The organism is Acidithiobacillus ferrooxidans ATCC 23270 (assembly GCF_000021485.1).
Taxonomy (GTDB): domain Bacteria; phylum Pseudomonadota; class Gammaproteobacteria; order Acidithiobacillales; family Acidithiobacillaceae; genus Acidithiobacillus; species Acidithiobacillus ferrooxidans.
Map to the genome: position 1 here is coordinate 2,253,803 of NC_011761.1, position 22,928 is coordinate 2,276,730.

The following is a 22,928-nucleotide window of genomic DNA, read 5'->3' on the forward strand; positions in this document are numbered from 1 at the left end:
CGTTCACTCCGCTGGCAACCGTCTGCGCCTCGCCCGTCACGCGCTGTGGCCCCGCAGGCGCAGATAGATCTCCGGTAGACGTGCCGGCAGACTGTCGAGATGGGGCAGCACGAGATAGTGCCCCGGCCCGAAGACCAGCGGCAGATATTCGCCACCACGCGGGTCCAGACTGATACAAAAGGCGTGGATACCCAAGTCTTGCGCCTCCTTCACCGCCATGCGCGTATCCTCCTGCAAATAGCGGGGGTCACCGCCGTCATCATAATCGGCGGGACGCCCATCCGACAGAATCAGGAGCAGACGCCGCTGTGCAGGACTCCGCAGCATCAGCCGCGAGCTGTGGCGAATGGCCGCCCCCATGCGTGTCGCCAGCCGCCCGGACAGTCCGCCGAGCAGGGCCCGCGCCCGCAGATCGAACCTGTCCGCAAAGCGCTTGATGGGATAGAGCAAGACTTCATCATGATACTTGCTGGCGAATCCATAGAGTGCAAAGGGATCGCCCACCTCCACCAGCGCCTCGCCAAAGAGGAGCATGGCTGCGCGCAGACGATCCACCACCCGCACTCCGGAATCTCCCGCCTCTGCCATGATGGAGGTGGAGAGATCGGCAAGGAGCAAAACTGCGGTATCCCGTTGCTGCGGACGTCTTTGCTGGTAGACGCTGGCTTTCGGCGAGCGTCCGGCACGCCGTTCCACCATAAATTGTACCGCAGCCTCCAGATCCGGCTCGTCGCCCTCGTACTGACGGCGGCGCGTTGCCATCCGGGTCGGTTTCTGTGCCTGCAAGGCCTGCTTCAGACGGCGCAGGGTACCATCATATGCGGTAGCGATTTCCATTGCCTTGGCTTCGTCATACTCGCGCAGACTACGCTCATGGACCCGCGCCCAGTCTTCCTTATAGCTTTGATGGCGGTAATCCCATTCGCGATAGGCCCAACCGCCCCTGGGCCCTTTGACTCCCCGGCCACGGCCCGTCACCTTCGCGGGCATGGGAATGCCCACCCCGACCCGCCCGCCGGTACCCTGAATATCCTCTGGGGGAATATCCATATCCGGGTCATTCCCTTCGGCCTGCTGCGGAGACTCCCGAGGTTTTTCTTCGTGACCTGCGGCACCCAGCCCACCGCCGCCATCCATTTCCGGCGCATCACTGTCGTGTTTCCGGCGCGGATACACCGGCCGTGCGGCATTGGGCGAATGGCCGGGCAGATAGGCGCTGGCGCGCTCCGCCAAGGTCAGCGGCGGCAGATCCGTGTTCGCATACCACGTCAATGCCGCACGAAAGGCATCCACTACGCCGGCCTGAGGCGTGGTCAGCGCAGCGAGTCCGGCAGACAAACGACCAGCGCGCGCGTCTTCCAGCAGTCGCAGCGCCTCCTCATGGTAATATCTGGCGGGTCCTTCCGGCAGATTGCGGCCACGCGCCGCCCGCACCACCCGCGCCAGATAACCGGGCATTTCCCGCTCCAGCGCCGCATCCACGCGCAAATCTTCACAGAGGTCAAAAATGAGCTGGAAGCGGATCATGTCCTCCCCAAAGCGCGCAAAGAGCGGCCGCCAGGTTATGCGCTGGTCGGGATCCAGGGGTGGATGCTCCATACCGATTTCCGCAAAGAGGGCGCGGATGGCATCCTGCCCGTAGCTGTCGAAGACCAGATGCGCACCGGTGTGGTAGATGGCCAGCAGGGCCTCTTCCCGGTCGGGCATCACTGCCGGCACAAAAAGGCTGCGCCCGTCGGTCTCGAGAAAGCTGCGCCCGCCCTCCAGACTCCAGCTCCCCTCCTCCAGAGGCAGATGCAGCCCGGTCCAGGCCTGGAGCAACAATCCGAAAAGCCGCTTATGGGCCCCCATATGAAAGCCGGGCAGGACCTCCAGCAGAAAGCCACGCGCCTCATCGCTCTCCAGTCGGAACCATGCCTCACCACGCAGCCGCCCCGCCGCCAGCACATCCGCGCCACGCTGCGCCCACTCCGTCACACCATCCAGGCCACAGATGCCGCGCACCTGGATGGCACCCTCCAGATACGTCCCCAAACCCAGACGGCCCTTGGCCAGGGTGTCGGCGGGCGCCAGCAGCGCCCGCAGCCCCTCCGTACCCGCGTTGCCAAACAGAATGGCTGCAGGCACCCGGAAATAGGACGCCGCGCTGTCCACATGCCGGTCAATCCACGTCGCCCCCAAATCGAACCAGAGCGCCTCGCCATCTGCACCCCAGCTCCGGCGCACTGCTCCGGCCTGTTCAAAGAAGCCCACCGCCGCCCGGAACGTGCCACGCTGACTGAGAAAGTGGCGGGCCTGATCCAGCCAGGGGTCCAGTCCTCCAAAGGCCTGCGTCAGATCCGCCGTTGCATGGAAAAACGCCTTGCCTGCCTCCCGGTCATAAAAAAACAGGTCACGGCCGGTCTCCAGATAGCGCAGGGCGGCGGTCTCACCTAGCGATGTGACGGCGGGCAAGGCCGCCCGCGCATCCCGACCAGCCACGAAACTAATGGCCGCCAGGTGGTCGAGGATATCCTCCGTCGCCGCCGACATGGTCGTTCCTTAGCCCTGTTCCGGGAAGAAGGTCCGGAAAATCTCCAGCAGCGCCTCGGCCAATTCCGGATCGTCCGTCTGCGGATGGATGATCGCCACCACACAGGCCTCCAGCGCGTCCAGACCCGCCACCATCAATGCCCCCGCATAGATCAGCGCCCGGGTCGAGGTGACTTCCTGCAACCCCTGCTCCTTCAGGTTCCGCGCCTTGCCCGCCGCCGCCACCAGTGCCTTCGCCCGGCCCTCATCCACGCCCGCCTCTTTCATCACGATACAGGTTTCCACATCGGCTGGCGGATAATTGAAGTTCATGCCGACGAATCGCTGTTTGGTCGACGGCTTGAGATCCTTCAACACCGTCTGATAGCCGGGATTATAAGAAATCACCAGCATGAAATCGCGGTGCGCCGTGATCTCGATGCCGAGCTTCTCGATGGGCAGATGACGGCGATGGTCGGTCAGCGGATGGATGACGACCGTCGTATCGGTACGTGCTTCGACGATCTCGTCCAGGTAGCAGATGGCCCCCTCCCGCACCGCCCTGGTCAGCGGACCGTCCTGCCAGACCGTTTCGTTGCCTTCGATCAGAAAGCGACCGATCAGGTCCGAACTGGTCAGATCCTCGTGGCAGGCCACGGTCACCAGCGGCCGCTTCAGGCGCCACGCCATGTGCTCCAGAAAACGGGTCTTGCCGCAGCCCGTCGGCCCCTTGAGCATGACCGGTAGACGCCGGTCCCAGGCCGCCAGGAACACCCTAACCTCATTTGCCACCGGCTGATAAAAAGGCTCATCGATGAGCACGCGCAAGCCGTCACTCTCTGCCATTTTCGCCTCACTCATACATCGTCCCCGCTGTTTTGCTCGACATGACTGCGCAGATAAAGGCAGATATGGCGCAGGGTATGGATCACCATGCGCTCCGGCTGTGCGGGCAGCGCGTCGGCACGCCCCGCCTTCAGGCAATTCTGGTAAAAAACCAATTCACGACAATTATCGCGGATGGTGTTCCAGTGAGGGGCACCCTTCACCAGCGCCTTCCACAATTCCAGCAAATCCGCATCATGGGCATAAGGCTTGTGCTCCGCAGCCAGCATGATGCGCAGCATGGCGGATGCCTCCGCCACCCCAGCCGCCACCAGTTCCGGCAAGGGCATCCCCGCAGCCTGCTGCCCCGCCAGGGCGTCAATGCGCCCCTGCGCCCCGTCTAATGCGCTTATCAACCCGTTTGGCTCTGTCATCGTCACTCCTGCAGGATTTTTCGATCGCGCCCCGCTACCACTCCGGGCGGTTTTCGTCTAGGATAAAAGAGTTTTAACTGCATGCATGTACAATTCATTTTATAGCGTGATTAAGAAGGGGCTACCATGAGTACGAATCTGATCAAAATGGTCAAACTCAACAACCTGCAATACAATGCCAACCGCGATCCGCAGGTTTATCGCCGCGTCGCCGGTCATCCTTTCCGGATTCAGGCCATGCTCGAAGGCAAGGGAACGGCAAAGATCAGCGTCATCTGCGAAGGCAAGACCATGAAGGAAACCAGCATCGAACTGCCCGGTATTTTCTCCTACGAAATCACCTTCAAGGACGCCGGCATCCGTATCGCCACCCTGAGCGTCAGCGTTGACGGTCAGAGCGAAAGCCGCGACCTGATGCTCAGCACCGAAGCCCACGCCAAAGTAGGCTGACACTGCGCAGCAGACCATCCCCATCGGCGCTTCTGCCGATGGGCGGTCTACCCCTCACCAGCCAAACTGGGCAAAAAATTCCGGCAGACGCTGCAAACCCGTATCCCGGTCAAAAAAGCGATCCGCCCGTGCCGAACGCGCCGCGTCCCGCCGCTCCTGACTTCCACCCAGACAGAATATCGCAATATTCAACTGGTATTCCCGCCGCAAGGTATCGATCAATTCAATGGGGTCCTCGATCCTTGGATCATCATCCAGACTGAGCAGCATGAAACGATGCAGCAGCACTTCCTGCCAATCGCCGAGGCCATCCAGGTCCGTAGCCTCCGTCATTCCCCAGCCTTCGGGCGTCGCCGCCACCACGGCCGCCCGTAATTCGGGATCGCCCGCCATAAGAATAAAGCGCTTGCGCATCCGGTCACTGATACTCGGCACCAGGCCACCTCCCTTGCATGAATTCAGGATATCCGTAGCAGGCACGACGGATTCAATCCGCCCAGACCGCCGTCTCCGATAGTCTTTCGCCCCAGAGCGCGGCCCCGGCGCCGGCCATTTCCCGCAAGCGTTCGTCAAACCTCTCCGAACCGGGCTGCAGGCCGGTCAGCGTATCCCCCTGCCCTGCCGACCAGGCAGAACCAGCGATGCGCCGAAAGGTGCCGTTTTCCGTCCACACCCGCAGCCAGTGGCCATCAGGCCAGTGTTGTTCCGTCAGGAAAGCCCCCGCCTTGAGCTTGATCCCGGCACGCACCCGACGACGGACCGGCTGCTCCCAGTCCACATCTTCCAGCTCCACCTGCGTCATGGCACGTCTTTCAGCCTCTGTAGGCCTTGTTACGACAACATCCCAGCCTGCCGCATGGAGCAGCGCCGGGCAGGCATCCAGCACCACTTCCGGGCCCACCACGCGGCCCAGCAACCGCGACCAGCTACCTAAGTCCTCCTCCAGCGCCTCCTTCAGCCATGCGCGAAAACCCGCCGAAGGGGCAGCCACGCAATCCGCAAAAGATGTCCACTGGGCCTCCAGGATAAAGCTGCCACCCAGCACCAGACTATGCCCGATGGAAGCCGCCCCGGTGCCCCCGATCTTGCGCCCCCGGCACCAGAAGTCCTGCCCACCCCGCACCTCCACCTCCAGGCCAAAATGGGCGTGTACGGCAAGCACCCAGGGGGCAATCCGGTCAAACAACTCCGGTGCGCGGCGGACTCCCGCCGCGGCGGGGAAAATGAAGAAGTAATTCAGCTGGCCGGGGTCCACCCACACCACGCCACCCCCCAGGGGCCGCCGCAACACCGGGATGTCCAGTTGCTCGCAAGCCCGCCGGTCCAGTTCCGCGCCCGGCCCCTGGGCGGCGCCCAGACTCAGATGGGCGTCGGACTGCGCCAGCAACAGAATGGGCATGTCCGGCTCCCCCTGCGCCTCCGCCAAGCCGGCATAAGCGCGATGCAGCGCCTCGGGACCGAGCTTCCCCAGATGGAGCAGACGAATGGACGCCACTTACCTACCCGTTCTGTGAAATTTCGCCCTGCGCTTCCTGATCTTTCGGCCGATAAAAGGATGAGAAATAGAAGTCGCGCTCATTGAGGGCCTGGTGCCAGCGCGCCCGCTCTTCCACGCCCGCCTGCATGATCCCAGCCATGGCCATGGACTGCTCGCTGTCGAGAATCAGGATGCCGTCCTGCAAGTCTTCATCCAGATCAATAAAATGTGCCGCCAATCCCTGCGGCTCCTGGATATGCACCAGAAAAGACTTGCAGGAGGGATCCTCCGGGTCCAGCGGCGTCATCACCAGCCGCCCCAGATAAGCCATCCGCGCCAGTTGATTGAAACGGGGGATCTCCAGCTTCTTCCCCATCTTGTACTTCTTCAGCTCATTTTTCAGACTGCTCACATCGGTAATCGGTATCGACTTCATGACAATCCCTAGCAATATGGTCGGCTATATATTCCCCCAAAACCTCATCCCCATGCAAGGCGCCCACAAAAAAGGGAGACGGTCGCCCGTCTCCCTCATAACCCGAGGAGGGATGTATCAGATATATCAGAAGTCGTAACCGACCTGAATACCGTAGGAGTTTTCGTACATGGTGGCACTGGCAGGCATAGGACCACCGAAGGGGGAAGAACCGGCCGGACCCGTATTGGTATTGGAGAACTCGTGCATGTAGGCTTCCGTCAGCTTCCAGCCCATGCCCAGCTTTTGCGTGGCGCCAAAGGTGATGGCATTCTGCACGATGGCCGGGAAGATCAGATTGGAGGCGATGGTGTTGTTGCTGATGGGATTGGAACCCCAGGTATAACCGGCACGTACCTGCAACCAGTTGTTCACGTCATACTGGGTACCGAAGTTGGCCACCCACTGGTTGCTCCAGTGCATGGGGAGTGCAATGGAGGACAATCCTCCCACTGCTGCGCCACCCTGATATGCCGTCCATGGTCCAAAAATGGTGAAATTGTTCATGGTATTGTGCCAGTTGATCCATTGTCCCTCGATGCTGACCAACCACTGCCGGATGGGACGAATCGCGAGACCCAGGGCGATCTGCTGAGGATAGTTGAGGTGCCCACTATACTGGCCAGGTGCTCCGATCACGCCATTACCCGTCGCCGGGCTCACCTGGTTCTGCAAACCTGCTTGCCAGGTCATGGGGGTGAACAGGATGGGTGATTTATAGGTCGCACCCAATGTCACCATGTGATTCACCTTATACAACACGCCCAAGGTCGCGCCGACGCCATAGGCCCAACTCGGGGTGGCCAGATTGAGTCCACCCTGCTGCGGCATCATTTGCGTTATGGGGCCATTCGGACCAACACCTACGACAACAGGGGCGTTCTGGGAAAATGTTTGCTGAAAAGAACCCTGCTCCGCCGCAATATTCAACGATGCGCCGACGGAGAGACGATCATTTGCCTTCCACGCAACGGACGGCGCCATCTGCATGAAGGTGATACTGCTATAGGCCTGCGCGTAACCGGCGGGACCCAAATTCTGCAGATAATTGACACCCAGACCAGAAGTGCCGTAAACGCCGCCACCGAATACCCAGTTCTTGGCAAAGGCCGGGGCCACCCAGCCGATGGCCGGAACACCGTAGACATTGCTATGGCTGCCGATCTCGCCAAAACCCAGATTCGTCTTGCGGACCGGGTTGAAAATCTCCGCCGAGAATGCCGCCTGCGGCGTCATCAATGCCAATCCGGCCGGGTTGCTCATAGCCGCAGACAAGGGATCATCCGGAGCCGCAACAACGGCGCCCGCCATACCCACGGCATACTGCCCGATACCGATCAACTGATAACCATCTGTAGCAAACGCACTGGCCGACAGGCCCATCGCCAACGTCGCGCCGACCGCAATCCCTAAGATCCGTGATTTTTTCATGTAATTTCTCCGCCCCTGTTTGTATCGCTGATGACACGTTGATTGTGTCGGAACGGAAACAGTGTTGCAAGATATTGTATCCGTAAATTTTTTAATCGGTTTATCAAGCCGTAAAATATTGGTTTATTAGCAACAATAAATATTATTGGAATTTACTGTTGCGTGACTGATAAAAAAAGGGGCCGGAGCCCCTTTTCCGCACCTCGCCCGTTTTATCCGGGAAACCGCAAGTCCTGCAACCGCATCTGGCGACGCACGATTTCCACATCTTCCCTGTTCAACGCAAAGGGGAAAGAGCGGATGTCCGAAGGCGAGGAATCCCCATAAGGCCGATTACAGGCGCTGACTTCTTCATCATCCTTCCCTGGGCAGCCGGAGGTCTGGAAGGGCTTACCCGAGTCGATGATGTCTTCCAGCTCCGCCTGGGGATAACCGAAACTCAGCACGCGACCATACTGATCAAACTCCATATCCTCATAACGGCCACCCGCATAATCGATGAGGAAGCGGCCCAACTGCACCCGGCGCCAATGGTCCTGGGGCACGGCGTCCCAATCCTCCATCATGGAGCCTTTCTCGGGGAAGAAGGCAAACATGTGGTTATGGCCACCCATGTCTTTCATCTTCTGACAAACGGCGAGGATTTCCTGCTCGGTCTCGCCCATGCCGCAGATCAGATGCGCACCGAATTTTTCGGGACCATAAATCTCTGCCGCCCATTCGATGGTCTGCCAGTACTTGTCCCAGGAATGGGGGCTCTGCACCGTCTTGCCACGGGTACGCTCGAAGATTTCCGGCGTCACCGCATCCAGGGCGACGGTAAAGATATCCGCGCCCATCGCCTTGAGGTCGATGAGATCCTGTTTATCCATGGTGGTCGGGTTGGAGAGAATGGAAGCGGGGATATGGGGCGCCACCTCCATCCAGCGCTTCAGCATGACTTGTGTATCATGGTCTGAATCGGGGTGGGTGATCATACTGATGCACATACGCTGGAACTGACCCTTGTCGCTGTTCTTGGCGATACGTTCGAGCATTTCATCCACGCGCACCGTCGGCCAGTCCACCCGGATGAAGTTGCGGTCGGCGTAATCGCGGCTCTCTTCCCGATGCCGGGCCAGACCGCAGTAGGTGCAGTTGGCACGACAGCCTTCCGGGTAGGTCATCAGTAGATTCAGACAATTCGTACAGGAGGTGCGGTGCATCACCCCAGGCACCAGACCCAGCGTAATCGCCGCCGCGGTGCTGAGCTGCACATATTCAGGTGACCGCATCGTCGGCGTTTTGACGAAATAATCCGGGCGATAAAAGTTCAAGGGCTGAGAATTTTCTTGGGCTACCGCACTCATGGAAGTTCCTCCTGTCATTCCGCCTCAGGCGGCGTAGTATTCATCAAAGGCGATCCAGCCGGATCGCATCACCCTGTCTTCCTGGGCCGCAGGCTGTCGCCACACGGCTTCCAAAGATTTTCTTCGCTGCACGGCCCGCGCCAAGGCCGGACCAAACTGATCCTGCATATCTTCTGCGTAGCTCTCCAACGCGTCCCCGTCGCCCGCCAGATAACCAGCAGCGGCCAATCCTGCGCCTTCACCACTGATCACCGCAGCGGGGATACCCGCCCCCGTGATGGGATGGGTAAGCCCCGCCGCGTCTCCGACAAGCACCACGTTGCCACGCACCATCGGTCGAATGCCACCCACGGGAATCGCGCCACCGGTACGCCCGAGGACGGCTTCGCCGATGATGCCACGCGCCACCATCTGCCGATGCAACTGCTCCAGCGGCAATTTAAGGTTGTTCTCAAAATGCCGATCCGCACCCAATCCGAGATTGGCCACCGGCCCACGGGGAAACAACCAACCATAGCCTCCCGGAAAAGCATCCGAAAGAAAAATATCCGTATCCGCATAGGGACGCAGCAATGGCACCGTATATTGACGGGTATAAACGACCTCTTGATGCGGCAAGCCCACGGCCTCCGCCACCAGACTGTGTGGCCCGTCGGCGCCGATCAGCAGGCGGGGGCGCACGGTGAATGCCTCTCCGGTGCCGCGCCGCAGGCGGGCCACTTCGCCATCCCAGGCGAGGAATTGGCAACGCGTTTCAAGCTGAGCACCGGCTGCCTGCGCCAGCTTTGCCAGTCCCTGGTCGAAACGTGCCCGGTCAATCATGATGCCAGGGAAAACGCTGTGATGCTGCAACCCGGAGGGCAGCACCGTCAACATCCCTGCCACGTCCTGCACCCGCGAATCCGTTTCATGCACCGTACGCAAGAGCGGCATGGGGACAAACTCGGCGCATTGCACCGGGACGCCGACCTCCGCACGACGATCCACGCAGATCACCGTAAGGCCTTTGCCCGCAGCGGCACGCGCTGCCGCCGCGCCGGCCGGACCGGCGCCAATCACCAGTACATCTATGGCTAAAGGGTTCACGCGTCTTTTGCCGCCATCCGCAATACCGTCGCGAAATGCTCCGGCTGTAAGCCGAAGCCATCGACAGCCTGCTTCTCGAACAATCCCTCGATAACACCGTCCACGTCGTTCAGATGGACATTACGCAGCGCCGCCTCCAGATCGACGATAGCGCGCCGGGGCTGGACAAAATAATCACCGCTGAAGTGAACCTGCCGCACTCGGTTCCCATAACTATCCCAGAGCATTTCTGCTTGCAGCGTGCCACCGGGGGCGCGCAAGGTCGCTTTACGCAGCGGCATATCGTCGCGCGCGCGGCGGTTGATGCCAAGCCAGTCCGCGTCACGCACCTCCGCCAATGCCTCCGGCAACAGCGCGGCCACGGCATCCGGCAGGTCGCCCCGGACGAAAGACAGCCCCAAATGCGCGCGGAAACCATCCAGTAAGGCCTTCTGTACCGCCGTCAACTCCGGCGCTTTACCCAACAAGGCCTTCAAGCTGGTCACCCGTTCCGCCACCGAAGAGATGGCATGGGCATTCAGTTTCTCCAGCGGCACCCGCAGTACGCGCAACATCCGCGGAATATCCAGATCGACCAGCACCGTCCCCTGAAAGAGCAGCACATTGCCATCCATAATCCCGCCGGTACCCGAAATTTTCCGCCCTTCCACCTCGATGTCGTTGCGCGGGCGAAACCGTGCGCTCACCCCAAGAAGCGATAAGCCAGCCGCCGCCGCTTCACAGATTCTCTGCGACAGCGAGGCCATATCGCCCTGGGGTAGCGCGTCCCGCCGACAAACCAGTTCCCAGCCTATCTGGGTGGGATCAAAAATCAGTGCGCCGCCGCCGGTAAGACGACGCTGCACGGCGATCCCCTGCTCACGACAGAACTCCAGGTTGAGTTCCTGCTCCGGTGATTGGTGATAACCGACCAGCGCGGATTCCTCAAAGCGCAGGAAACGGAAAATGCTGGGAATCTGTCCTTCGGACATTGCCAGGAGCAACGTCTTGTCCAAGGCCATATTTTCGTCGGCCGGGCGCACGCCCGTATCGACCACGAGCCAGTCCTTGGCGTTATACGTTGTCATAACGTAGGCAACCGGACGAACGTGAGTCCCAGAAGAAACAATGCAGTCTCAGGCCGTAAACACAATCGGGATATCCCGCAGTTGTGGGCGACGTTTCGGCGCGGCGGGGACATAATCCAGAGGCACAGTGGTCGTCTCGTCACCGAGCGCCAGGACTTCTTCACCGACAATCATGGAGCAGCAGGACGGTGTCACAAAGACATCCCGTTCCAGGTGCTTGGCGAGGGCCAGCATGCCATCAGAGGGGAAGGCCACCCCGTTCAGTCCCGCCATGACCGCATAGGTATCGGTGATGGAACGATGCACCCCGGAAGGCCGTGCGCAGCCCAGCAATACCGGTGTTTCCGGCAGCGCAGCCCGCGCATCCATAAAGAATTTACCAATTTCATCCGCCGCTGGCGTCGCGAAAGGCCGGCTCGAAGCGGCATACTGCGGCATGATCACCACCAGCACCAGGGCACTGGGCAGATGCCGCTGGATAATTTCAAGAGCGTTCCACTCACCGAGCAATTCACCGTAATGCAGCCCGATGACGATATGCGGCACCACTTTCATCCTGGTGGCCACCAATGCCTCCAGCGCCGCCTCAAAATCATCCACCGAACGGCGCAAATGGTAGACCTGGTTGATGGTGTCCTGGGCACCGATCACATCCATCATGGCCACATCGACACCCGCATCCTCCATCCCACGCGCGAACTCCGGGGTGGCGATACCCGTATGCATGGCGATCTGTAAATTCGGATAGCGATCCTTGATCTTGCGCACCGTCGGGAAATAGGGTTCATAGTGGACCACGTTCTGATGGTCCGAACCTCCTGAAAGCAGCAGCCCACGGCCCCCATCCAGGACGATCCGGTCCACCAGACGATCCAGTTCTTCCGGCGTGCGCACCGGAATCATCGGCTCCAGAATCTTCGCCTTACAGTGGTCACACTGCAACTTGCAATCACCACCGGTGATGGATATGGCCGGAAAAGCATTCTTCCCGCAGGCGGAAACTTCGGACGTTTCATGGTGCTTGAAAGAAGGCGTATAGAAATTGATACGACCCACCTGACTACCGGACAGACCGGACCACCGTTCGCGCATAGAGTCCACCAGATCCGCATTGAGGACCAGATCCTCCAAAGCCTCTACTTGCGCAACAGCGTTCAACCATGGGTTCATATGAATTTCCATCCTTTATGCAGAGAGAAAGCCGGACGGCCGCGAAATGCGGCCGTCTTCCTGAATCATGACGGATTGCACCAATCAGCAGCCGCCAAAACCATCAGCCGTCATCTTTGCTTCGAATGCCGCCAAAGCATCGGCGCCGGTCTTCAGTTCACCGGCATCGCCTGCAAAATCAGCGGGCGTCAGCTTGGCAATCCAGCCGCTTCCATAGGGATCCTTGTTGATGAGGCCCGGCTCCTTGGCCACATCGTCATTGCTCGACACCACCGTACCGCTGACGGGACTCTTCAACGGGCCAACCCACTTGCCGGACTCCACCGTTGCTGCGGACTTGTCCTTCTTGATCTCCTTGCCAGCGCCCTTGGGTGTATAGGAAACGATCTGTCCAGCCAACGCACAGGCATAGGAGGTCATGCCGATGGTCACAGTGCCATCGTCTTCCTTGCGCAGCCACACGTTATTCTCGACGTTGTACAGCAGATCTTCGGGGATTTCACAGCCACGTACAGTTCCCATCATTCTCTCCTTTGGTTTGCATTTCCAGTAAACAGGTCCCGCTGCCAAGCAGGATTTAAAAAAACAGCAGTCGGTCAACCGACAGAATCAGATCGGCCAGATCACCGGCAGAAGCCACCGCATCCACTTCGTCGATCAGGTTGTCGGCCTCGATCTCATAGCCGGGAAGCGCCGGTCGACAGACCTGGATTTCCACTCCGGCATTTTTGGCGTCACGAATGAAGTCGATAATCCGCTTGCCGCCAGCCATCGCCGAAAGATTTTCCGCAACGCCCGTCTGCATCAGCCGGACCGCCTCCATCGTGCAAAAAATCTTAACCTCCGCATCCATGGAAGACAACAGGGCACCCAGATAAAACGGCGTCGCACAGCGATGCGCGGTGCTCGGCCCGCTGGTCATGACGATGACCACCGACTTTTCGCCCTGATCCTCCAGATAGTGGTAGTCGCTCATCGCATTCCTCGCTCACAATGAATGTCATCACGCAGACAGCGCTGCCGGTACAACTCAAAGGCGACGTCCCCAGTAGACAGCTTTTTGAGCGCAGCGTCCACCGAAGCCACCGGGCGTACCCGGGCGATCCAGGCTTCGTAGGGTTCGATATTGAGCAGATTGGGATCTTCCAGGACATCTTCGTTGGCCGATTCGATCACGCAATCGAAGACATTCGGAACCGGACCTGCCCATTTTCCGCTCTCGATAGTGGCAACCGGCTTACCCAGCGGACGACGTGTCCCTGGTCGGCGTACCCGGACATGCAGAATCTTTCCGGCGATCGACTGAGATATGTCGGTCATACCCACCGTAAGCGTGCCATCGCCTTCGCGTCGCACCCAGATCTGGCATTCCCGATCGTAATATAATTCGGCGCGGAATTCGCAACCGTTACATTCCATGGCCTTCCCCTGGTGTCAGCGACGGGTAAAAAAAAGCGCCCCGCAAAGGGGCGCTTCCCCATACCATTTCAGATAATGCCCTTGGCGGCAAGAAGATCCATCGAGTCGCTGACATTGTCGGGAATGCCTACCTTGCGCGCAGACAGACCCATGGCCAAACCGAGCAACTGGGTGAAATAAATCACCTTGACGCTCGATTTGATGCCGAACTCCGTCTCCGCACGGATCTGATGCATTTCCAGACCGGAATGGCAGGTGGGACACTCGGTGGCGATCACCTCCGCACCGGCATCTTCCGCCGCCTGAAGGATATTCAGCACCAACTGGGTGGAAGTATCCGAATCCGACAACGTATGCGCCCCACCACAACATGCCGTCTTCAAGGGGAAATCCACGCTCACGGCACCGGCTGCTGCGAGCAGGTCATCCATGAAATGCGGCGCATAGCTCGATTCCGAACCGGGACCCTGATCCTTTTCCGGGAAAATCTGCCGGGGACGGGTGTACATGCAACCATAGTAGTTGGCGATCTTCAGGCCGTTGAGACTCTTTTTGACCTTGCTTTTGATGCCATCGACACCCACTTCCTCCATGAACCATTCCAGCGCGTGCAGGCTGCGCACGTCGCCTTCATAAACAGGGTCACCCGACTTGTTGGCGAGTTCCTGCACCGTCTTCATGGTTTCTTCTGAAGTAGCACATTCATATTCGGTCTGCTTCAAATTACGATAGCAGCCGTTACAAGGCGCCATCACCGTATCACAGCCCTGCAGCTTACTGGCGATGGCCAGATTCCGCGCCGACATATAGGTCTGCAACATGGGATGAATGTTCTTTACCTCCATCGCACCACAGCAGTTGTAGTCCTCGAGGTTTTCCATTTCCAGACCCAGTTCCTTCACCAGAACGCGGGTGGATTTGTCATAGGGTCCGCCGGAACCTTCCAGCGCACAGCCCGGATAATATGCAACCTTAGCCATGATGCGCGGCCTCCTTCTGTGCCTTCACGTATTCAGCGAGGACTTCACCGGTTTTACCCCAGGATTTGGTCTTGGGACGGAACACCACATTCATGCCCATTTTGGTCAACTGACCCAAGGGCATGTGCTTGGTCAGGCGTTTGCCAAACTCCACGATCCAGGCCTGGACCAAGGGTTGCCCGGCACGTTTGAAGAACCCCACCATGACTTCGGTATCCTCGATACGCCCGAATTCGATGCACTGATGCGTAAATTCTTCATCAAAATGAGTGGAAAGGGTCTTGGGGGTCAGACCATTTTCTTCCATCCAGTGGGCGGTGGCTTTCATCACACCTTCGGGACGGACGTCCTTGGGGCAGATATTGGTGCACTTGTTACACGAAACACACTGCCAGATAATGTCTTTATCTTTCATCAACTCGGCCTTCAGGCCCAAGCGAATCAGATAAATCCAGTAACGCGGGTTAAAATCCACATTCTGCGCATACATGGTGCAGGAATTCGTGCAGGAGCCGCACTGCCAGCAACGGTGCACGTTCTCGCCACCGCTGTAACTCTGGATGATCTCTTCAAAATGCTCTTCGTAGTCCGTCAGCGTGCGGGGGGTAATCATGGTGTTCCAGGAACCTGAAACGTCCACCCCGTCTATTACCAGGTGATCGTGCTGCAAAATCCGATCGGGATCGATCAGTGTTTTTTCATGAATAGCCATAGCCGCTCCTATACCCTAATTCATCAATGAATGGCGTCTCTCTTGATGCGAGATCCACCCATCCGCCGGTGTACTTCTACGCCCAGCAATTTACGGATTTGTTCCGTAAAGTCTGTTTGGCCGCCAAAATCCGAACGCAAAAAGCCTTCTGCCATAGCGCGCACATATTGTGAATACTGGTAGGCCAGGATGATATCGACCATATATGGCACATCACGATACACCCCCAGTTCCAGCAGCGCTTCCCGCATCCACTGGCGCAGACCCTCGAACATTTCGGGACTTTCTCCAAAAGGGAAAGCCGTCAGGTAGTCGCCCCCGCGGATGAACTCCCGCACCGCGCCTGAGGTGGTACCCTGGTCCCAGACCCAGCGCGTCATCAACGGATAGCGTTCGGGATCACTGAAGTGCAGAACCTCAGCCCCCATGTCCCTGATAACGCGTTTCGTCTTTCCCGTAGCAGGCAAAGCCTCTTCAAAACGCGTCATACGCTGCGTCAGATCACCATGGCCCTCCAGCAAATCGCGCATCATTTCACCTACCCGCGCCGCGCCCTGCTCCTCTATGACGGGCCAGATCTTGCGTCTCGCGGTAAACATCTGCTCCACGAGATGCGCCATCTGTGCTTCCGTCAAGGGTCGTTTGTCCTCCAGCAGGAGACGACGAAAACTCGCCGTCTTCTCTGTCAGGCTACCGACCAGGTCTGCAAGACCCTGCTGTCCCTCGAACGCCTCTTCAAGCTCATAAAAGGATCTGTTGAGCAGCCCCTTATCGAGATCGATCGGCAGCGAGGCGGGAACGATGTGTTCGCCGTTCCCGCTGTGGTGGATATCAGCTGGCAATTTTCTGCTGTCCGTAGAGATCCGCCACAGCACGCGCCCCAGCGGACTGGCCTTGCGCTACGGAAGAATCGATATCTTCCGGGCCGGTCGCCGCACCGCACACGTAAATCCCTTTACGCGTCGTACCCTGGCTGTTGGTATACTGTTCCGCGCGGTCGATAAATCCGTGTTTTTCCAGACCGATACCAAAAGTCCTGGCAATTTCCGGGTTCAATGCATTGGGATCCATACCGATGGCGTGAACGACGATATCCATGGGAATCACGATAGGACGCTTGACCAGGGTATCCTCACCCTTGACCAGCAAACGACCGTCAGGCGACTTGGTGACCTCGGCGATACGCGCCTTGACGAACTTGGTTTTGAACTCTTCCTGACTCTTCCAGTAGAATTTGTCTTCGTAAAGGCCGAAGGTACGAATATCCATGTAATAAATGAACACATCGGTACTCGGAGAAATTTCCTTGATCTCCATGGCGAGATTGGTGGAAACGGTGCAACAGATCTTGGAGCACCATTCACGACCAATCTGACGGTCACGTGAACCGACGCAAAGCAGGATGGCCACGCGCTCCGGAACCCGGCCGTCCGAAGGACAACGAATCTGGCCCGCTGTCACCATCTGCTCCATCTGCGTGGTGGTCAGGACGTCCTCGTAGGTACCGAAGCCCCATTCCGGCTTGTTGATGGAGTCGAAATGGGTGAATCCCGTACCCAGTATGATGGCACCCGCTTCCACCTTGTCGCCGTTGCTCAGGGTGGCGGTAAAGTTACCGGCCTCACCCTCTACCTGGGTGACCTTGGCAGACTTGTGGATGCTGATATTGCCGTCGCCTTCCACACGGCTGACCATGCGGCCGATGGCATCTTTGGCCCATTCGCCAGAAGGTACCAGCTTGGCGTAACCGGAGATGATGGGCGCCCCACCGAGAATATCTTCTTTCTCGACGATGACGGCCTTCTTCCCCATGGAGGCTATGGTGGCGGCTGCCGACAAGCCTGCTGGACCTGCACCTACGACTAACACTGTATCTTGTGCACTCACTGAACTTTCTCCTTAAGCGCCCGCTTTCATATTGATGTTTTGATTGGTGGCCAGTTCGGGGTTGTAGAGGTATTCCACATTGCCCTGTTCCACCTGCTTGAGATAATCCTGGAAATCGGCCTTGGCCTTGTCCCAGCTGATGCCCATCTTTTCCACCAGATCTTCACAGGGCGAAGCATGCCACTGCAACTGCACGATCTTGAAGGGATCGGCACCACAGGCCAGGGCCGCGAGCTGGACGTCGGCGACAATGGGAATGCTGTAGTTCATGTCGTGGGCCTTGCCGATCCACTGGTTCTTGTCCATGGTGGTGATGCAGCCGGTGTCGATGCCGACCATCACATCGGCGTTGGCTTCTTCCCGGGCGACCTTGATCTTGCGATTCATCGTAAAACTGCGGGTGAACTCGCGCTCCGAGATGATGTGCCGAAACCCGAAGCCACAGCAGTCATACCAGGTGGAGTAGTCGATGACCTGGGCACCCAGCGCCTGGGCGACGGAGGTGCCGACAGCGGTACGATTACCGCCCAGCACCGTGTTGTCGTAGACGGCGTCTTCCGCCACCATCTTGTAATAGTGACAGGCGGCGTGGTTGGTGACCCGGATGTTGCTCATGTCGATGGTCTGCAATTCGCTGGCGATACGGTTGCGCATGACGTGCAGCCATTCGCTGTAGTGGACCACTTCCTCGGGGATGACGATCTTGCCGTCCACCAGACGGCCCAGTTTGCCGAGGATCTTCTTGACCTTCTCCCGCAGTTCGGCGGACTCGATGAGGTATTTGCGGATCTCCTTGTAGTTGCCGAAGGAGGTGCCGCAGTGCACCAGAGGGTAGAAGTGGCCGTTCTCGAAGCCGTGCTGCTTGCCGGAGACGTAGGCCTGATGGAAGTTGCGCAGGAAGACGGCGGCCAGGGACTCCACATTGCCGATGCCGGAGCCATGGTAGTTCCAGGCGGTGCAGGAAGTCTGGTCGGTCTCGTCCAGATAGTCCATGCCAAACTTGTTCATGAACCAGAGGATACTGGTGGGATAGCCGGGGATGTTGCCGCACTGCCCGCAACTCTTATGATGCCAGAACTGATTCGTAGGAATCCGCTTTTTCCAGCCATACAGAGTATCTACTTCAACGGGCTTGTGCTGGTCCGTAAGGCGGTGGACGATGATTTCGCCTTCCTTCTCCAACTGCCACATGTGATCACGGACGTCATCCATCCGCTCGCCCAGGTCCATCGTACGCCGGTCGACATGGCTGCGCACCCAGGCCGTTGCCGCTTCGGCTTCGTTCGCCGAAAGATTCGTGTCCTGAAAGAAGGCGCCGTGCCCCGCCACGCCTTGCTGTGTGCTGTTGTCGCTCATGATGGTCTCCTCAGTCCTTGTCGTTCTGGCTCTCGAGCCAGTCTTCATAGTCTTCACGTTTCTCGTCAATGAAGTCCTCAATGACGTCGAAAAGGTTTTCATCCATGGTTTCCAATGACTTCAGCACGCCCGTCATTTCCCAGATGGTGTACATCTCGACGGAGGTTTTTAGCGACACTTCCCACGCCGTTTCCACGGTTTGCAAGGTGCGCACCGGAATGGCTTTACGCAGTATGCGCAAGTCGCCTTCCACCTTCTGGATATTGGGGCCCCAGTCGGGGAAGTGATCGGGCTGGATCATGTCGGGGGACAACTGATTGCCCGTGGTGATCAGCTTGAGCATGACGCGCCCGAACGGTCGCAGCACATCTTTAGCCGACTGCATGCCATGGCGGATGGACACTTCGCGCATGATCATGACAAGCCCACCGGGGGAATTCTTGAAAGGACAGCGTGCGGCACAGGTCATACACTGCGCACAGGCCCACATTTTCTCCTGCATCGCATCGTAGATCTGCTCGACATTTTCCGTCCACAACAACTGCACAATCTCGCGCGGGCTATAGTCATAGAACTGCGCAGACGGGCAGGTGGCCGTGCAAATGCCACAATTCAAACATCCATTGAGTTCGTGGTCATAACGAAAATCCGCACGGATTTCGTCGAACATCTCCCTCATTTCAGCGTAAGTCGCCATTCACTCGCTCCTCGCTAACAATAATTACGTCGTACCTGTTGACCCGCAGTGCAGCCCGTCAGTTCACATGAAGAGCGTAATATCTGACTCTCCGGCGAACTCAAAGAACGAGGCAGCACCACCGAGTTCAATGCCGTCAATGAAATCCGCGGTGTCAAACTCGAAAAGATCAACGGTCATCTGGCAGGCGATCATCCGTACTTCTGCTTCGACACAGAGCTCACGAAGTTCTTCCAGACTGGCTACACCCTTTGCCTTCATTTTGCTCTTCATCATGGAGGTAGCCATCCCTTCCATGCCGGGGAGCACCATCATCAGTGTCGGCATCGGTATCGGCATGGGCATTGCGGGATTCCCGAGCGGACTCACGCGCAGATGGCTCAAATCCTTCTTCAACAACTGCAGGCCGTAGAAGGTGAAAAATATTTCAACCCCATAGCCGAGCGCCGCTGCGGTAGATGCCAGGATGAAGGGCGGATAACCCCAATCCAGGGTGCCCTTCGTAGCGATAATTGCCAACTTTTTCTCGTCCATTATTTGATACTCCCGGTCGGGCTCGCGGCCCGGCTGTGATAAATTAAGCCTTCTGGATGAAGAAGATGAACTCGCCAGCAGCTTCCGCCTGTTCCAACAGGGGATTCTTGGTCTGCTTGGCAAACGCTTCGAAATCCTTCACCGCGCCAGGGTCGGTGGCGACGACCTTCAGGACCTGACCAGAGGTCAACTCCCCAAGCGCCTTCTTGGTGCGGAGAATCGGCAGCGGGCAATTCAGTCCGCGCGCGTCGAGTACTTTGTCTTCTTGTACCATGGGTTAACCTCCTCGGTTATGATGTCTGAAAAACTACCTGCAAGACTCTATCAGGAAAAGTATGAACAGCAAGGCAAATATTTTGATTTGATGATTAAGCACCCCTATTTTAGAGTATCCTTATCAACTGGACAACTGGACCAAGGGGAACCCCCGGTTGACCCAGGCGGAGATTCCGCCACGCAAATTAAGCACTTGGCCGAAACCTTGGGACGCCGCGAAAGCCGCCGCCTGCGCCGAACGCCCGCCGCTCAGGCAGTAAAAAACGAGCGGTTGCGATTTATCCATCTGCTGCACGGACATGGGAAGCAGGTGCAGCGGCAGGTGTCTGGCACCATCGATGACGCCCCGCGCCACTTCGCCGGGCGAGCGCACGTCAATCAGCGTAAACGCCCCTCCCTGTTCCCGTAAGGCTTTGAGCTGATCCGCAGTGATTTCCTGAAATCCGTACATGTGCCACTCGCTTGCATGAAAGAAAATTGACCGGGGATTCTACATGAAACGCCCGGCAGGCTAACCCCCAAGCCGCATCATGAACACTCTGGCGGAACGGTTGGGGTCATTTACAAAGTGATGGTGCTCCGGCTTGTCCCGCCAGATCCCTTGGGTAATGGCCTCCGCGATCTGTCCGTCACTGGCTGCTCCGCGTATGAGAGGCAAAAGTTCCAACCCCCCATCCTGCCCCAGACAATACACCAGACGCCCCGTTGCAGTGAGGCGTACACGGTTGCAGGTTGCGCAAAAATCGTCGCTGATGGGCGTAATGAAGCCCACCTGGGAGCGCACCGCGGGGAGCTGATAGAGGCGCGCCGGACCATTGTCTGCGGGTCGGATCACGGGTTGCAACGGACCGAAGTGCTGCTCGATAACCTGCTGCGCCTCGGCAGCGCTCAAGAATTGCGTCTCCCGGGCATCCGCCCCCGCTTCACCGAGCGGCATGGCCTCGATGAAGCGGATATCGACACCACGCTGTATCGCATATTCCAGCAGCGCTGGCAGGCTATCCCCATTATCCTGGCGCAGCAGAACGACGTTGAGTTTTATCCGGGGAATCTTTGCCCGTATCGCCGCATCGATTCCTTCCAGGACGCGACGCACGTCGCCACCACGGGTCACCCGTGCGAAAACCTCAGGGTCCAGACTGTCGAGACTGACATTCAGGTTGTTGACGCCCAGCTGTTTCAGAGCGTCGGCGCGCCGCCCCAGCAGCACTCCATTAGTGCTGATGCTGATCTTGCCGACACCGTGACGTCGCGCGAAGCCGACGAAAGACAGAATCCGTGGGTGAAGGAGCGGTTCGCCACCCGTAAAACGGATATGGCGGACGCCGAGCCCGCTGAAAATGCGAATCAGGCGGTCATATTCTTCCGCCTGTAGATGGTCTTTCCGCACGAAGAAGGGGGTCCCCTCCTCGGGAGAACAGTAGCTACACCGGAAATTGCAGTGCTCCGTCACCGAAATGCGCAGATAGGTAACGCGCCGACCGAACTGGTCCGCCAACGCAGCCCCCTGCGCCGGTTCTGCAACTAATCCCTGCGGCATGCCGTCTGCTCCCTGGGAACCTTACCCTAAGAGGGTTATACTAGACCTCTTTTAAGACTATGTTCAACTCTGCCGACACCCATGACAGAGACAAATGATATGCTGCGCTGCGCCAACCCCCGGGACGGCCGTTACAGAACGGCTGGAAGGTATGCCCGGATTTTTGACAACGCAAGTCAACGTTTTTAATTTTACAATAAGTAGCGCTTATTTGCTTTGTGCCCGGCGCGGTGATTAGTTTAGAGGCACACAAACCAAGGAGATCCATACATGATTCGCAATGATTTCAAGGAACATTCGCGCATTACCGTCACCTGGAAAGACAAGGACGGCAAGCTGCGACCTGGCAACTTCTATGTCTATGCCCTTCTCAAGGACGCCATGATCGTACGCGCCACCGACAAGGACGGCCTGCTGCGCAAACTCCCTTTCAGCGATGTACTGCGCGTGGTGAAGTTTCAGGACGTGGCACCACAGGACCGGTACATGATCCCCGAAGACATCCTGAAGGAAGCGAGCTGGAAGGACCGGGATGTGATGATGCGCTACAGCTCCTCGCCACACCGCGGCAAGTAGATATCAGCGGACTGGCGGGCAGGACGCAGGGATTCTCTCCCAGAGACCCGTCTTGCCGCCCTCTTTCCGTAAGAGACCGATATTTTGCAGCAGCATCCCACGATCAATGGCCTTGCACATGTCATAAATAGTGAGCAATCCCACGGAAACAGCCGTGAGCGCCTCCATTTCGATGCCCGTCTGGCCGATACAACGCACTTCTGCGCGGCAGACAATCCGCGCAGGATCGGAAGCAGGGGTTAATTCGACTTCGACACCGGTGAGGAGCAAGGGGTGGGCCAGAGGAATCAACTCCCAGGTCCTTTTGGTGGCCTGTATGGCCGCGATGCGCGCCACCCCCAGGACGTCACCCTTTCCCATTCGTCCAGAAGCAATGCGTTCCAGGGTGGAATCCGCCATCAGAATTTCGCCTGCCGCCAGCGCAACCCTGGTCGTCACCGCCTTGGTACCGACATCGACCATGTGCGCATCGCCTTGCTCATTGAAATGATTGACGGCATCCGGATTTGACATGAATGGGGGACTCCTTTTCGTAAGGGACCGAAAAACACGCACCACGCAGGACCACCATCCATGAGCATTCCGCAATGGCCGTGAACGATTCTCCGTTCTTTTGGTATCCCCGCGCAAGCCGGACGTTTGGCATCATGACTTTGGTCTCGGCCGTTCCTCATGA

General features: G+C 58.3%; 27 protein-coding genes. 2 read left to right on the top strand and 25 right to left on the bottom strand.

Features of this window, described 5'->3' with window-relative positions; translation table 11 throughout:
• Window positions 1-36 precede the first annotated feature (36 nt).
• From AFE_RS11600 to AFE_RS11610, 3 genes are read right to left on the bottom strand one after another with little or no spacing between them, the layout of a single operon-like run.
• On the bottom strand, window positions 37-2,532 hold the full coding sequence (locus tag AFE_RS11600) for a nitric oxide reductase activation protein NorD (protein WP_009563394.1): 2,496 nt from the start codon (window positions 2,530-2,532) through the stop codon (window positions 37-39).
• 9 nt (window positions 2,533-2,541) lie between these two features.
• Window positions 2,542-3,372, bottom strand: coding sequence for a CbbQ/NirQ/NorQ/GpvN family protein (locus AFE_RS11605; RefSeq protein ID WP_012607463.1), 831 nt, complete (start codon window positions 3,370-3,372; stop codon window positions 2,542-2,544).
• On the bottom strand, window positions 3,369-3,770 hold the full coding sequence (locus tag AFE_RS11610; RefSeq protein ID WP_012537246.1) for a hypothetical protein: 402 nt from the start codon (window positions 3,768-3,770) through the stop codon (window positions 3,369-3,371). Before AFE_RS11610 ends, AFE_RS11605 begins: the two co-directional genes overlap by 4 nt.
• A gap of 126 nt (window positions 3,771-3,896) precedes the next feature.
• On the opposite strand from AFE_RS11610, the gene AFE_RS11615 reads away from it, so the two are divergent.
• Window positions 3,897-4,220, top strand: a complete 324-nt coding sequence (locus AFE_RS11615) for a hypothetical protein (RefSeq protein WP_009563398.1) — start codon at window positions 3,897-3,899, stop codon at window positions 4,218-4,220.
• Between the two features lie 54 nt (window positions 4,221-4,274).
• Here the strand turns inward: AFE_RS11615 and AFE_RS11620 are convergent, their stop codons facing one another.
• From AFE_RS11620 to moaA, 21 genes are all read right to left on the bottom strand, one after another.
• Window positions 4,275-4,655 carry a hypothetical protein gene (locus AFE_RS11620; RefSeq protein WP_009563400.1) on the bottom strand — a complete coding sequence of 127 codons (381 nt, stop codon included), beginning with the start codon at window positions 4,653-4,655 and terminating at the stop codon, window positions 4,275-4,277.
• Between the two features lie 52 nt (window positions 4,656-4,707).
• The gene (locus AFE_RS11625; protein WP_012537247.1) at window positions 4,708-5,715 is read right to left on the bottom strand and encodes a lipoate--protein ligase family protein; all 1,008 of its coding nucleotides are present in this window, start codon (window positions 5,713-5,715) and stop codon (window positions 4,708-4,710) included.
• 4 nt (window positions 5,716-5,719) lie between these two features.
• A complete protein-coding gene (locus AFE_RS11630; RefSeq protein ID WP_009567349.1) occupies window positions 5,720-6,133 on the bottom strand; it encodes a hypothetical protein in 414 nt (137 codons plus the stop codon).
• A 126-nt stretch (window positions 6,134-6,259) separates the two neighbouring features.
• Window positions 6,260-7,603 carry an OmpP1/FadL family transporter gene (locus tag AFE_RS11635; RefSeq protein ID WP_012537248.1) on the bottom strand — a complete coding sequence of 448 codons (1,344 nt, stop codon included), beginning with the start codon at window positions 7,601-7,603 and terminating at the stop codon, window positions 6,260-6,262.
• Between the two features lie 212 nt (window positions 7,604-7,815).
• Entirely contained in the window at window positions 7,816-8,952 is a 1,137-nt protein-coding gene (locus tag AFE_RS11640) for a radical SAM protein (RefSeq protein WP_012537249.1), read from the bottom strand.
• A gap of 24 nt (window positions 8,953-8,976) precedes the next feature.
• Window positions 8,977-10,038 (bottom strand): geranylgeranyl reductase family protein, encoded by a 1,062-nt coding sequence (locus tag AFE_RS11645; protein WP_009565665.1) that lies wholly within the window; start codon window positions 10,036-10,038, stop codon window positions 8,977-8,979.
• Window positions 10,035-11,105, bottom strand: a complete 1,071-nt coding sequence (locus tag AFE_RS11650) for a lipoate--protein ligase family protein (protein WP_012537250.1) — start codon at window positions 11,103-11,105, stop codon at window positions 10,035-10,037. The genes AFE_RS11645 and AFE_RS11650 overlap by 4 nt, the downstream gene beginning before the upstream one ends.
• Window positions 11,106-11,153: 48 nt before the next feature.
• On the bottom strand, window positions 11,154-12,275 hold the full coding sequence (locus AFE_RS11655) for a radical SAM protein (protein WP_012537251.1): 1,122 nt from the start codon (window positions 12,273-12,275) through the stop codon (window positions 11,154-11,156).
• Window positions 12,276-12,359: 84 nt separating this feature from the next.
• A complete protein-coding gene (locus AFE_RS11660; RefSeq protein WP_225981811.1) occupies window positions 12,360-12,800 on the bottom strand; it encodes a glycine cleavage system protein H in 441 nt (146 codons plus the stop codon).
• 52 nt (window positions 12,801-12,852) lie between these two features.
• Window positions 12,853-13,251 carry a DsrE family protein gene (locus AFE_RS11665; RefSeq protein WP_012537253.1) on the bottom strand — a complete coding sequence of 133 codons (399 nt, stop codon included), beginning with the start codon at window positions 13,249-13,251 and terminating at the stop codon, window positions 12,853-12,855.
• Entirely contained in the window at window positions 13,248-13,694 is a 447-nt protein-coding gene (locus AFE_RS11670; protein ID WP_009565261.1) for a glycine cleavage system protein H, read from the bottom strand. Before AFE_RS11670 ends, AFE_RS11665 begins: the two co-directional genes overlap by 4 nt.
• 68 nt (window positions 13,695-13,762) lie before the next feature.
• On the bottom strand, window positions 13,763-14,674 hold the full coding sequence (locus tag AFE_RS11675) for a CoB--CoM heterodisulfide reductase iron-sulfur subunit B family protein (RefSeq protein ID WP_012537254.1): 912 nt from the start codon (window positions 14,672-14,674) through the stop codon (window positions 13,763-13,765).
• On the bottom strand, window positions 14,667-15,386 hold the full coding sequence (locus AFE_RS11680) for a 4Fe-4S dicluster domain-containing protein (protein WP_012607468.1): 720 nt from the start codon (window positions 15,384-15,386) through the stop codon (window positions 14,667-14,669). The genes AFE_RS11675 and AFE_RS11680 overlap by 8 nt, the downstream gene beginning before the upstream one ends.
• A gap of 23 nt (window positions 15,387-15,409) precedes the next feature.
• Entirely contained in the window at window positions 15,410-16,228 is an 819-nt protein-coding gene (locus AFE_RS11685; RefSeq protein ID WP_012537255.1) for a hypothetical protein, read from the bottom strand.
• Window positions 16,218-17,273 carry a CoB--CoM heterodisulfide reductase iron-sulfur subunit A family protein gene (locus AFE_RS11690; protein ID WP_012537256.1) on the bottom strand — a complete coding sequence of 352 codons (1,056 nt, stop codon included), beginning with the start codon at window positions 17,271-17,273 and terminating at the stop codon, window positions 16,218-16,220. Before AFE_RS11690 ends, AFE_RS11685 begins: the two co-directional genes overlap by 11 nt.
• 12 nt (window positions 17,274-17,285) lie before the next feature.
• Window positions 17,286-18,629, bottom strand: a complete 1,344-nt coding sequence (locus tag AFE_RS11695) for a heterodisulfide reductase-related iron-sulfur binding cluster (RefSeq protein ID WP_012537257.1) — start codon at window positions 18,627-18,629, stop codon at window positions 17,286-17,288.
• A 10-nt stretch (window positions 18,630-18,639) separates the two neighbouring features.
• Window positions 18,640-19,326 carry a 4Fe-4S dicluster domain-containing protein gene (locus AFE_RS11700; protein WP_009562302.1) on the bottom strand — a complete coding sequence of 229 codons (687 nt, stop codon included), beginning with the start codon at window positions 19,324-19,326 and terminating at the stop codon, window positions 18,640-18,642.
• Window positions 19,327-19,389: 63 nt separating this feature from the next.
• Complete coding sequence (gene dsrE2 / locus AFE_RS11705; RefSeq protein WP_009562304.1) at window positions 19,390-19,860, bottom strand: sulfur carrier protein DsrE2; 471 nt, start codon at window positions 19,858-19,860, stop codon at window positions 19,390-19,392.
• Between the two features lie 43 nt (window positions 19,861-19,903).
• The gene (locus tag AFE_RS11710) at window positions 19,904-20,134 is read right to left on the bottom strand and encodes a sulfurtransferase TusA family protein (protein ID WP_009562307.1); all 231 of its coding nucleotides are present in this window, start codon (window positions 20,132-20,134) and stop codon (window positions 19,904-19,906) included.
• Between the two features lie 123 nt (window positions 20,135-20,257).
• Entirely contained in the window at window positions 20,258-20,587 is a 330-nt protein-coding gene (locus AFE_RS11715; RefSeq protein WP_012537258.1) for a rhodanese-like domain-containing protein, read from the bottom strand.
• 60 nt (window positions 20,588-20,647) lie between these two features.
• Window positions 20,648-21,676: a GTP 3',8-cyclase MoaA gene (gene moaA / locus AFE_RS11720; RefSeq protein WP_009567484.1), complete on the bottom strand. Its 1,029-nt coding sequence runs from the start codon at window positions 21,674-21,676 to the stop codon at window positions 20,648-20,650.
• Window positions 21,677-21,946: 270 nt separating this feature from the next.
• On the opposite strand from moaA, the gene AFE_RS11725 reads away from it, so the two are divergent.
• A complete protein-coding gene (locus tag AFE_RS11725) occupies window positions 21,947-22,252 on the top strand; it encodes a hypothetical protein (protein ID WP_009567485.1) in 306 nt (101 codons plus the stop codon).
• A gap of 3 nt (window positions 22,253-22,255) precedes the next feature.
• Here AFE_RS11725 and moaC read toward each other — a convergent pair whose 3' ends face one another.
• Entirely contained in the window at window positions 22,256-22,765 is a 510-nt protein-coding gene (moaC, locus tag AFE_RS11730; RefSeq protein ID WP_009567486.1) for a cyclic pyranopterin monophosphate synthase MoaC, read from the bottom strand.
• Window positions 22,766-22,928 lie beyond the last annotated feature (163 nt).

Coding starts and splice junctions, on each gene's coding strand:
- AFE_RS11615 (WP_009563398.1), top strand. CDS start 3,897: ATGAGTACGAATCTGATCAAAATGGTCAAACTCAACAACCTGCAATAC.
- AFE_RS11700 (WP_009562302.1), bottom strand. CDS start 19,326: ATGGCGACTTACGCTGAAATGAGGGAGATGTTCGACGAAATCCGTGCG.
- AFE_RS11675 (WP_012537254.1), bottom strand. CDS start 14,674: ATGGCTAAGGTTGCATATTATCCGGGCTGTGCGCTGGAAGGTTCCGGC.
- moaC (WP_009567486.1), bottom strand. CDS start 22,765: ATGTCAAATCCGGATGCCGTCAATCATTTCAATGAGCAAGGCGATGCG.
- AFE_RS11695 (WP_012537257.1), bottom strand. CDS start 18,629: ATGAGCGACAACAGCACACAGCAAGGCGTGGCGGGGCACGGCGCCTTC.
- AFE_RS11640 (WP_012537249.1), bottom strand. CDS start 8,952: ATGAGTGCGGTAGCCCAAGAAAATTCTCAGCCCTTGAACTTTTATCGC.
- AFE_RS11670 (WP_009565261.1), bottom strand. CDS start 13,694: ATGGAATGTAACGGTTGCGAATTCCGCGCCGAATTATATTACGATCGG.
- moaA (WP_009567484.1), bottom strand. CDS start 21,676: ATGCCGCAGGGATTAGTTGCAGAACCGGCGCAGGGGGCTGCGTTGGCG.
- AFE_RS11710 (WP_009562307.1), bottom strand. CDS start 20,134: ATGGTACAAGAAGACAAAGTACTCGACGCGCGCGGACTGAATTGCCCG.
- AFE_RS11725 (WP_009567485.1), top strand. CDS start 21,947: ATGATTCGCAATGATTTCAAGGAACATTCGCGCATTACCGTCACCTGG.
- AFE_RS11655 (WP_012537251.1), bottom strand. CDS start 12,275: ATGAACCCATGGTTGAACGCTGTTGCGCAAGTAGAGGCTTTGGAGGAT.
- AFE_RS11715 (WP_012537258.1), bottom strand. CDS start 20,587: ATGTACGGATTTCAGGAAATCACTGCGGATCAGCTCAAAGCCTTACGG.
- AFE_RS11600 (WP_009563394.1), bottom strand. CDS start 2,532: ATGTCGGCGGCGACGGAGGATATCCTCGACCACCTGGCGGCCATTAGT.
- AFE_RS11680 (WP_012607468.1), bottom strand. CDS start 15,386: ATGGCTATTCATGAAAAAACACTGATCGATCCCGATCGGATTTTGCAG.
- AFE_RS11605 (WP_012607463.1), bottom strand. CDS start 3,372: ATGAGTGAGGCGAAAATGGCAGAGAGTGACGGCTTGCGCGTGCTCATC.
- AFE_RS11635 (WP_012537248.1), bottom strand. CDS start 7,603: ATGAAAAAATCACGGATCTTAGGGATTGCGGTCGGCGCGACGTTGGCG.
- AFE_RS11660 (WP_225981811.1), bottom strand. CDS start 12,800: ATGATGGGAACTGTACGTGGCTGTGAAATCCCCGAAGATCTGCTGTAC.
- AFE_RS11650 (WP_012537250.1), bottom strand. CDS start 11,105: ATGACAACGTATAACGCCAAGGACTGGCTCGTGGTCGATACGGGCGTG.
- AFE_RS11610 (WP_012537246.1), bottom strand. CDS start 3,770: ATGACAGAGCCAAACGGGTTGATAAGCGCATTAGACGGGGCGCAGGGG.
- AFE_RS11630 (WP_009567349.1), bottom strand. CDS start 6,133: ATGAAGTCGATACCGATTACCGATGTGAGCAGTCTGAAAAATGAGCTG.
- AFE_RS11665 (WP_012537253.1), bottom strand. CDS start 13,251: ATGAGCGACTACCACTATCTGGAGGATCAGGGCGAAAAGTCGGTGGTC.
- dsrE2 (WP_009562304.1), bottom strand. CDS start 19,860: ATGGACGAGAAAAAGTTGGCAATTATCGCTACGAAGGGCACCCTGGAT.